Raw genomic sequence first — 8,311 nt, forward strand, 5'->3', positions numbered from 1 at the left:
AAGCGCCGATGAACGCCTTGCCCGTCGCCGACGTCCGCGGCTACCTCACCGGCCTGCAGTCCCGCATCGTCGCCGCGCTGGAGGCCGCCGAGGGCGGCCCCTTCCGCAACGACGAATGGGTCCGGCCCGAGGGCGGCGGCGGCGTCTCGCGCCTGCTCGAGGGCGGCCAGCTGTTCGAGCGCGCCGGCGTGCTGTTCAGCCACGTCCGCGGCTCGAAGCTGCCGCCGTCGGCCAGCGCGCACCGGCCCGAACTGGCCGGCCGCTCCTGGGAAGCCATGGGCGTGTCGATGGTGCTGCATCCGCGCAATCCGTACGTGCCCACCACGCACATGAACGTGCGCATGTTCGTCGCCGCGGCCCGCCCCGGCCATGACGAAGCCGACGTGTTCTGGTTCGGCGGCGGCATCGACCTCACGCCCTACTACCCCTTCGAGGAAGACGCGCGCCACTTCCACGCGGTGTGCCGCGACGCGCTGGCCGGCCATGGCGCCGACTACTACCCGCGCTACAAGCGCTGGTGCGACGAATACTTCTTCCTCAAGCACCGCAACGAAACCCGCGGCATCGGCGGCATCTTCTTCGACGACCTGAACGCCCCGGGTTTCGACGCCTCGTTCGCCCTGACGCGCTCGGTCGGCGACGCCTTCCTCGACAGCTACCTGCCGATCGTCGAACGCCGCCGCGGCACGCCCTACGGCGAGCGCGAGCGCGATTTCCAGGCCTATCGCCGCGGCCGCTACGTCGAATTCAACCTGGTGTTCGACCGCGGCACGCTGTTCGGCCTGCAATCCGGCGGCCGCACCGAGTCGATCCTGCTGTCCATGCCGCCGCTGGCGCAATGGCGCTACGACTGGCAGCCGGAAGCCGGCACGCCCGAAGCCGGGCTGGCCGCCTACCTGACGCCGCGGGACTGGGTGTGACGCGTATCGGGCTCCTGGGCGGCAGCTTCGACCCCGTCCACGTCGCGCATGTCGCGCTCGCCGACAACGCCCTGCGCGCGCTCGGCCTGGCCCAGGTGCAGTTGATCCCGGCGGCCAACCCGTGGCAGCGCGCGGCCCTGAACGCCACCGAAGACCAGCGCCGCGCCATGCTGGAACTGGCCATCGCCGGCCACGACGGCCTGGTCGTCAACCCGATCGAACTCGAGCGCGGCGGCGCCACCTACACCATCGACACCCTGCGCGCCCTGCCCGCGGATGCCCGCTACGTCTGGCTGCTGGGCGCCGACCAGCTGGCCAATTTCTGCACCTGGCAGTCCTGGCGCGACATCGTCGGCCTGGTCGACCTGGCCGTCGCGACGCGGCCCGGCACGCCGCTGGCGCCGCCGGCCGAATTGGCCGACTGCCTGCGCGAGCAGGGGCGCCAGCTGGAAGAATTGCCGTTTGCCCCGATGCCGGTGTCGGCCTCGCAGATCCGCGAGCGCCTGGCCCGGGGTGAATCCACCGACGGCCTGCTGGCCCCTTCCGTCGCCGCCTATATTGCGGCGCACCATCTTTACCGATAAACCCATCCCGCCCGGGCGCGCAGCGCCACGGAACCGGCACCCGCCGTCCGTGAGCGGGTTATATTTGCAGCTATGGATATTCAGAAACTCCAACGCGCCGTCATCGACGCCCTCGAAGACGTCAAGGCGCAAGACATCAAGGTCTTCAACACCACGCATCTGACCAGCCTGTTCGATCGCGTCGTGATTGCAAGCGCCACCTCCAACCGCCAGACGCGGGCGCTGGCCTCCAGCGTGGCCGACCGCGGGCGCGCGCTCGACCTCTCCGGCATCACCATCGAAGGCGAGGACACCGGTGAATGGGTCGTCGTCGACCTGGGCGACGTCGTGGTCCACATCATGCAACCCGCCATCCGCCAGTACTACAACCTGGAAGAGATCTGGGGCGGCAAGCCGGTGCGGGTCAAGCTGCTGCCGGAATCCACCCGGGTCGCGCCGATCGCCAGCGACAGCGCCTACGACAGCACCGACGACTAAGGCGCGTCGTGAAGCTGATCGTCGCCGCCGTGGGCACGCGCATGCCGGACTGGGTGCAGACCGCCTGGGACGACTACGCCAAGCGCCTGCCCCCCGACTGCGCGCTCGAACTTCGCGAGATCAAGCCCGAGCCCCGCACCACCGGCAAGACCCCGGCCCAGATGATGGCCGCCGAGGCCAAGCGCATCGAGGCCGCCCTGCCGGCCGGCGCGCTGCGCCTGGCGCTGGACGAACGCGGCCGCGACCTCACCACCATGGCGCTGTCGCAAAAGCTCGAGCAATGGCGCGCGGGCGGCCAGGACGTCGCCTTCCTGGTCGGCGGCCCGGACGGGCTGGATGCCGACCTCAAGGCCTCGTGCAGCGGCCAATTGCGGTTGTCGTCGCTGACGCTGCCGCACCCCATGGTGCGCGTGGTGCTGGCCGAACAGCTCTATCGCGCCTGGGCCATCATGACCAACCATCCCTATCACCGCGCCTGAGGCATGACGCCTGGCGCCAGCCTGGCGCGTCCGCCGCGCGCCGCCTCCCATGACTGACGCCAACACTCCCGCACGCCTCTATCTCGCCTCCGCCAGCCCCCGCCGGCGCGAACTGCTGACGCAGATCGGCCTGGCGCACGAGGTGCTGCGCGTCCCCGCGCCGCCCGGCGAAGACGAACCGCAGCACCCCGGCGAAAGCGCCGCCGACTATGTCCAGCGCACCGCGCGCGACAAGGCCGAGCGCGGCCGCGACTGGCTGCGCGCGCAAGCCCTGCCCGTCCTGCCGCTGCTGGCCGCCGACACCACCGTCATCCTCGACGGCCAGGTGCTGGGCAAGCCCGCCGACCGCGACGACGCCATCCGCATCCTGCGGGCGCTGTCGGGCCAGACGCACCAGGTGCATACCGCTGTCGCCCTGTGGACGGGCGACCGCCTGCTGGAAGCGGTCTCGATCACCCATGTGCGGATGCGTCCGCTCGAACTCGACGAAATCGCGCGCTATTGCGACAGCGGCGAACCGTTCGGCAAGGCCGGCGCCTACGGCATCCAGGGCCTGGCCGGCGCCTTCGTCGCGAACATCGACGGCAGCTACACCGGCGTCATGGGCCTGCCGCTGTTCGAAACCGCCAACCTGTTGCGGGCCGCCGGCATCGCGATTCCCTGATTGCGCGCGACCCCATGAAAAAAGCCCCCGGGCCGCAAGGTCCGGGGGCTTTTTGCCATGATCAAGCCGTGGCGATCAGCTCTGCGACGTCGACACTCGCGCCATCGCCTGCGGCTGCGCGGCCGGCGCCTCGCCTTCCAGCGCGGCATGCAGCTGGTCCTTGTCCAGTTCGCCTTCCCAACGCGCCACCACGACGGCGGCGGTGGCGTTGCCGACCAGGTTGGTCAGCGCACGGCATTCGGACATGAAGCGGTCCACGCCCAGGATCAGCGCCATGCCGGCCACCGGCACCGTCGGCACCACCGACAGCGTCGCGGCCAGCGTGATGAAGCCGGCGCCCGTCACGCCCGCGGCGCCCTTGGAGCTTAGCATCGCCACCAGCAGCAGCAGGATCTGGTCGCCCAGCGACAGCGGAATGTCGCAGGCCTGGGCAATGAACAGCGCCGCCATCGTCATGTAGATGTTGGTGCCATCCAGGTTGAACGAATAACCGGTGGGCACCACCAGGCCGACCACCGACTTCGAGCAGCCGGCGCGTTCCATCTTCTGCATCAACGTCGGCAGCGCGGCTTCCGACGAGCTCGTGCCCAGCACCAGCAGCAGTTCTTCGCGGATGTAGCGCACCAGCTTCAGGATCGAGAAGCCGTTGTAGCGCGCCACCAGGCCCAGCACGACCACCACGAACAGCACCGAGGTGGCGTAGAACGTGCCCACCAGCATCGCCAGGTTGATGATCGACTTGATGCCGTACTTGCCGATGGTGAACGCCATGGCGCCGAAGGCGCCGATGGGCGCGGCCTTCATCAGGATCGCAACCAGCTTGAAGATGGGCTGGGCCAACGCCGTCAGGAAGTCCAGCACCGGCTTGCCGCGCTCGCCGACCTGGGCCAGCGCGATGCCGAACAGCACGGCCACGAACAGCACCTGCAGGATATCGCCGCCGACGAACGGACTGAAGATCGTGGTGGGGATGACGTTCAGCAGGAAGCCGGTGATGGTCGAGTCATGTGCCTTGGCGACATAGCCCGACACCGCCTTCTGGTCCAGCGTGGCCGGATTGATGTGCATGCCGGCGCCCGGCTGCACGATGTGGCTCACCACCATGCCCACGATCAGGGCCAGGGTCGAGAACACCAGGAAGTACAGCATGGCCTTGCCCGCCACGCGCCCGACCTTCTTCAGGTCGCTCATGGCCGCGATACCGGTCGCCACCGTCAGGAAGATCACCGGGGCGATGATCATCTTCACCAGCTTGATGAAGCCATCACCCAGGGGTTGCATGGCCTGGCCGAGGTCGGGCTTGAAATAGCCCAGCAGAATGCCGATCACAATCGCGAAAAGCACCTGCACGTACAGGATTTGATAGAACTTGAGCTTGCGCGCGGGCGCGCTTTGATCTACTTCGATCATCGGGATTTGTCCCCACCAGGGGCCCCATGCTCCATGCGACGATGCGCAGCGGGTATCGGGGCGTTATCTCTTTTAAAGCCGTGCGTATCTCCGCAGGCCGATTTCACCCGATGAGCAATATCGCCGGGCTTGCCCAGCTATATGCAAATGCCGTGCCAACCCGGGACAGATCGTCCCCTGAATTCAAGCCCTTGATTCAGCTACGATTTTTCAGACGCGCCCAGGATGGTGAAGAAAAGAATGGCGAAATATCACACAGAACTCAGCTAGAATGTGCGAAAAACCGCACAACGTCATGTCCACTCGCCCTTCCCCCCAGGCGGCGCCTGCCCAAGCGGATGGCGCCGCGCCCCGGCGCCGTCCGGCGTGGCCCTGGGCCCTGCTGATTCTGGCGGCCGTGGCCGTGGTATTCGGCATCCTGCATGCCGCCAGCGAATGGGCGCGCGACGGCGCCCTCAAGGAAGCCTATCTGCAGGCCCGCAGCGCGGGCCAGATCAACGCCGCCCTGCTGCGCAACAACCTGGATAAATTCCGCGCGCTGCCCTTCGTCCTGACCCGCGATGTCGATCTGCGCGCCACGCTGCAGAATCCCACGGCGGCGCAGATCGAATCGCTCGACGAAAAACTCGACACCCTGAGCCGCGGCGTGGGCGCCTCGGCCATCTACGTACTGGACCAGACCGGCTATGCCATCGCCGCCAGCAACTGGCGCGAACCTGCCACCTTCGTCGGCGTCGACTACCAGTTCCGGCCGTACTTCCGCGGCGCCGTGGCGCATGGCTCGGCCGAGCATTTCGCGCTCGGCACCATCAGCCACGAAGCCGGCCTGTACCTGTCGCGGCGGGTCGATGACACCAACGGCGTGATGCTCGGCGTCGTGGTGCTGAAGGTCGACTTCCGCGACCTGGAAGCCGACTGGCGCCAGTCCAACGCGCCCATCTTCGTCACCGACGAACATGGCGTGGTGCTGCTGGGCAGCGTGCCCGACTGGCGTTTCCGCGTGCTGAAGCCACTGGCGCCCGACCTGGCCCAGACTCTGCGCACCAGCCTGCAGTTCGGCGACGCCATGTTCCAGCCGCTGCCCTTGCAGCCCACCCCGAGAACCGTCAGCGGCGGCCAGCTGTTGCGATCCGACGAAGCCCTGCCGCAGATCCCTGCGGGCGCGCCGCTGCTGCACACCACCCTGCCCATCGTGGAATCGCCAGGCTGGACGCTGCACCTGCTGTCGCCGGTGCAATCCGCGCTGAACCGCGCCACCGCCAATGCGCAATTGGGCGCCCTGCTGGCCCAGGGCGTGCTGTCCGCCATCATCGGCATCCTGCTTTACCGTCGCCATCGCAGCCGTGAAGGCGCCGCCCAGCAGATGGCCGTGCGACAGCAGCTGGCCGCCCAGGTAGAAGAACGCACCGCGCAACTGCGCGAGGTCAACCAGCAACTGCTGGCGCAGATGGATGAACGCCAGCGCACCGAGGCGCGCCTGCACACCATGCAGGACGAGCTGGTGCAAGCCAGCAAGCTCGCGCTGCTGGGCCAGGTCGCCGCCGGCGTCGCGCACGAGATCAACCAGCCGGTGGCCGCGATCCGCGCCTATGCCGACAACGCCGCCGAATTCCTGCGCCGCCAGGACCCGGCCTCCGTCGAGGAAAACCTGGGCACCATTGCCTCGCTCACCGACCGCATCGGCCATATCACTGGCGAGTTGCGGGCCTTCTCGCGCAAGGCTGGCGCTTCGGTCGGCCCGACCAGCCTGAAGGAAGCCTTGGACGGCGCGCTGCTGCTGGTCGGCCCGCGCGCCAGGCGCCAGCGCGTGGTGCTGCAACGCCCGCCGGTGGAACAGGACTACCTGGTGCAGGCCAACCGCATACGCCTCGAACAGGTACTGGTGAACCTGCTGCAGAACGGCATGGATGCGCTCGAGGGCCAGGCCGACGGCCGCATCATCATCGCGCTGCAGGACATGGGCGCCTCGGTGCAATTGTTCGTCAACGATAACGGCCCGGGCCTGTCGCCCGAAGCCAGCGCCCGCCTCTTCACGCCATTCCACACCACCAAGGCCGAAGGCCTGGGGTTGGGCCTGGTGATCTCACGCGACATCGTCGCCGAATTCGGCGGCGACCTGCGCGCCGCCCATCCCGGCGACGCCATCTTTCCCGCGCCCCACGGCCCCGGCCGCGGCGCAATGTTCACCCTGACGCTGCGCAAGTCGCCGCCTTCGATCCATGACCCGCGTCCCTGACGCCGACCATTCCCAACCGGCGCCGCCAGGCGCCATGCCCGGGGCCTCCCTGCTGGAAGATCCCCGCGCCAAGCCGGCCGTGCCCCGCGTCGCCTTCATCGACGACGACGAGGAACTGCGCCGCGCCAACGTGCAGACGCTCAAGCTGCACGGCATCGCGGTCGACGCCCATGCCAGCGCGCGCGGCGCGCTGGCCACGATCAATCGTGATTTCGACGGCGTGGTGGTCACCGATATCCGCATGCCCGACATCGACGGGCTGCAGCTGTTCCAGCGCCTGCGGGCCATCGACCCGGAAATTCCCGTCATCCTCATCACCGGCCACGGCGACATCGCCATGGCGGTGCAATGCATGCGCGACGGCGCCTATGATTTCCTGGCCAAGCCCTATCCGCCCGATCGCCTGGTCACCGCGATCACCCACGCCGCCGAGAAACGTCACCTGGTGCTGGAGAACCGCCGCCTGCGCGAAGCCGCCTTCGCGGTCGAAGCCGACGAAGTGCCCTTCATCGGCACCGCGCCGGCGATGCAGCGCATCAAGCAGACGCTGCGCCACATCGCCGACGCCGACGTCGACGTGCTGGTGGAAGGCGAAACCGGCACCGGCAAGGAAGTGGTCGCCACCGCCCTGCACCGCCTGAGCCGCCGGCGCCATCACGCACTGGTCGCGATCAATTGCGGCGCGTTGCCGGAAAGCGTGATCGAAAGCGAGCTGTTCGGCCACGAGGCCGGCGCCTTCACCGGCGCACAGAAGCGGCGCATCGGCCGCATCGAGCACGCCAGCGGCGGCACCCTGTTCCTGGACGAAATCGAAAGCATGCCGCTGGCGGTGCAGGTCAAGCTGCTGCGCGTGCTCGAATCGCGCCAGATCACCCCGCTGGGCAGCAACGAGGTGCGCAGCCTGGACCTGCGCGTCGTCGCCGCCACCAAGGAAGACCTGGGCAGCCCGGCCATCCGCGCCAAATTCCGCGAAGACCTGTTCTACCGCCTGAATGTGGTCACCATCCGCATTCCGCCGCTGCGCGAACGTCGCGAAGACATCCCGCTGCTGCTGGCCCACTACCTGGGACACGCCTCTCGGCGCTTCCAGCGCGACATTCCCGACATGCCCGCCGACATCAAGCGCCACCTGCTGACGCACGACTGGCCGGGCAATGTGCGGGAACTCGCACACTTCGCCGAACGCTTCGTCCTGGGCGTGCTCAACACGCCCGCCGCGGCCTTGCCGGAGCAGGAATCCACACCGGGTACGCTGCCGGAAAAGATGGAGCGTTTCGAGGCCCAGCTCATTCGCGAAGCGCTCGCCGCCCACCAGGGCGACGTCCGCGCGACACTGGAAGCGCTGGGCATCCCACGCAAGACCTTCTACGACAAGTTGCAACGTCACGGCATTGACCGCCAGGACTACACCGGGACGGCATCGCTGAGCTGAAGCCGGCCTCCCAATGCATCCACATTGGGGCTGTCATGTGTTTTGGTTAGCGGGCCGCCTTGCAGACGGCTGCAAATACACCAATAGATGGTCAGCCCAACAAGCAAAA

8 protein-coding genes are annotated in these 8,311 nt (G+C 68.0%); 7 read left to right on the forward strand and 1 reads right to left on the reverse strand.

Annotated elements, in window-relative coordinates:
* Positions 1-8: 8 nt before the first annotated feature.
* From hemF to AOZ49_RS06635, 5 genes are all read left to right on the forward strand, one after another.
* Positions 9-920, forward strand: coding sequence for an oxygen-dependent coproporphyrinogen oxidase (gene hemF, locus AOZ49_RS06615; protein WP_054474671.1), 912 nt, complete (start codon positions 9-11; stop codon positions 918-920).
* On the forward strand, positions 917-1,504 hold the full coding sequence (gene nadD, locus AOZ49_RS06620; RefSeq protein ID WP_054474672.1) for a nicotinate (nicotinamide) nucleotide adenylyltransferase: 588 nt from the start codon (positions 917-919) through the stop codon (positions 1,502-1,504). Before hemF ends, nadD begins: the two co-directional genes overlap by 4 nt.
* Before the next feature lie 72 nt (positions 1,505-1,576).
* On the forward strand, positions 1,577-1,981 hold the full coding sequence (rsfS, locus tag AOZ49_RS06625; RefSeq protein WP_049075289.1) for a ribosome silencing factor: 405 nt from the start codon (positions 1,577-1,579) through the stop codon (positions 1,979-1,981).
* An 8-nt stretch (positions 1,982-1,989) separates the two neighbouring features.
* On the forward strand, positions 1,990-2,460 hold the full coding sequence (gene rlmH / locus AOZ49_RS06630) for a 23S rRNA (pseudouridine(1915)-N(3))-methyltransferase RlmH (RefSeq protein WP_006387790.1): 471 nt from the start codon (positions 1,990-1,992) through the stop codon (positions 2,458-2,460).
* A 49-nt stretch (positions 2,461-2,509) separates the two neighbouring features.
* Positions 2,510-3,124, forward strand: coding sequence for a Maf family protein (locus AOZ49_RS06635; protein WP_054434190.1), 615 nt, complete (start codon positions 2,510-2,512; stop codon positions 3,122-3,124).
* A 75-nt stretch (positions 3,125-3,199) separates the two neighbouring features.
* On the opposite strand, the gene AOZ49_RS06640 is transcribed toward AOZ49_RS06635, so the two are convergent.
* The gene (locus tag AOZ49_RS06640; RefSeq protein ID WP_054434188.1) at positions 3,200-4,534 is read right to left on the reverse strand and encodes a dicarboxylate/amino acid:cation symporter; all 1,335 of its coding nucleotides are present in this window, start codon (positions 4,532-4,534) and stop codon (positions 3,200-3,202) included.
* Between the two features lie 295 nt (positions 4,535-4,829).
* On the opposite strand from AOZ49_RS06640, the gene AOZ49_RS06645 reads away from it, so the two are divergent.
* Together AOZ49_RS06645 and AOZ49_RS06650 are read left to right on the forward strand one after the other, a co-directional pair.
* Positions 4,830-6,770, forward strand: a complete 1,941-nt coding sequence (locus AOZ49_RS06645) for a sensor histidine kinase (RefSeq protein WP_231690259.1) — start codon at positions 4,830-4,832, stop codon at positions 6,768-6,770.
* A 34-nt stretch (positions 6,771-6,804) separates the two neighbouring features.
* Positions 6,805-8,202 (forward strand): sigma-54-dependent transcriptional regulator, encoded by a 1,398-nt coding sequence (locus AOZ49_RS06650; RefSeq protein ID WP_054474673.1) that lies wholly within the window; start codon positions 6,805-6,807, stop codon positions 8,200-8,202.
* Positions 8,203-8,311 lie beyond the last annotated feature (109 nt).

The sequence above is a fragment of the Achromobacter sp. 2789STDY5608615 genome (assembly GCF_001298995.1).
Classification (GTDB): Bacteria; Pseudomonadota; Gammaproteobacteria; order Burkholderiales; family Burkholderiaceae_B; genus Achromobacter; species Achromobacter insuavis.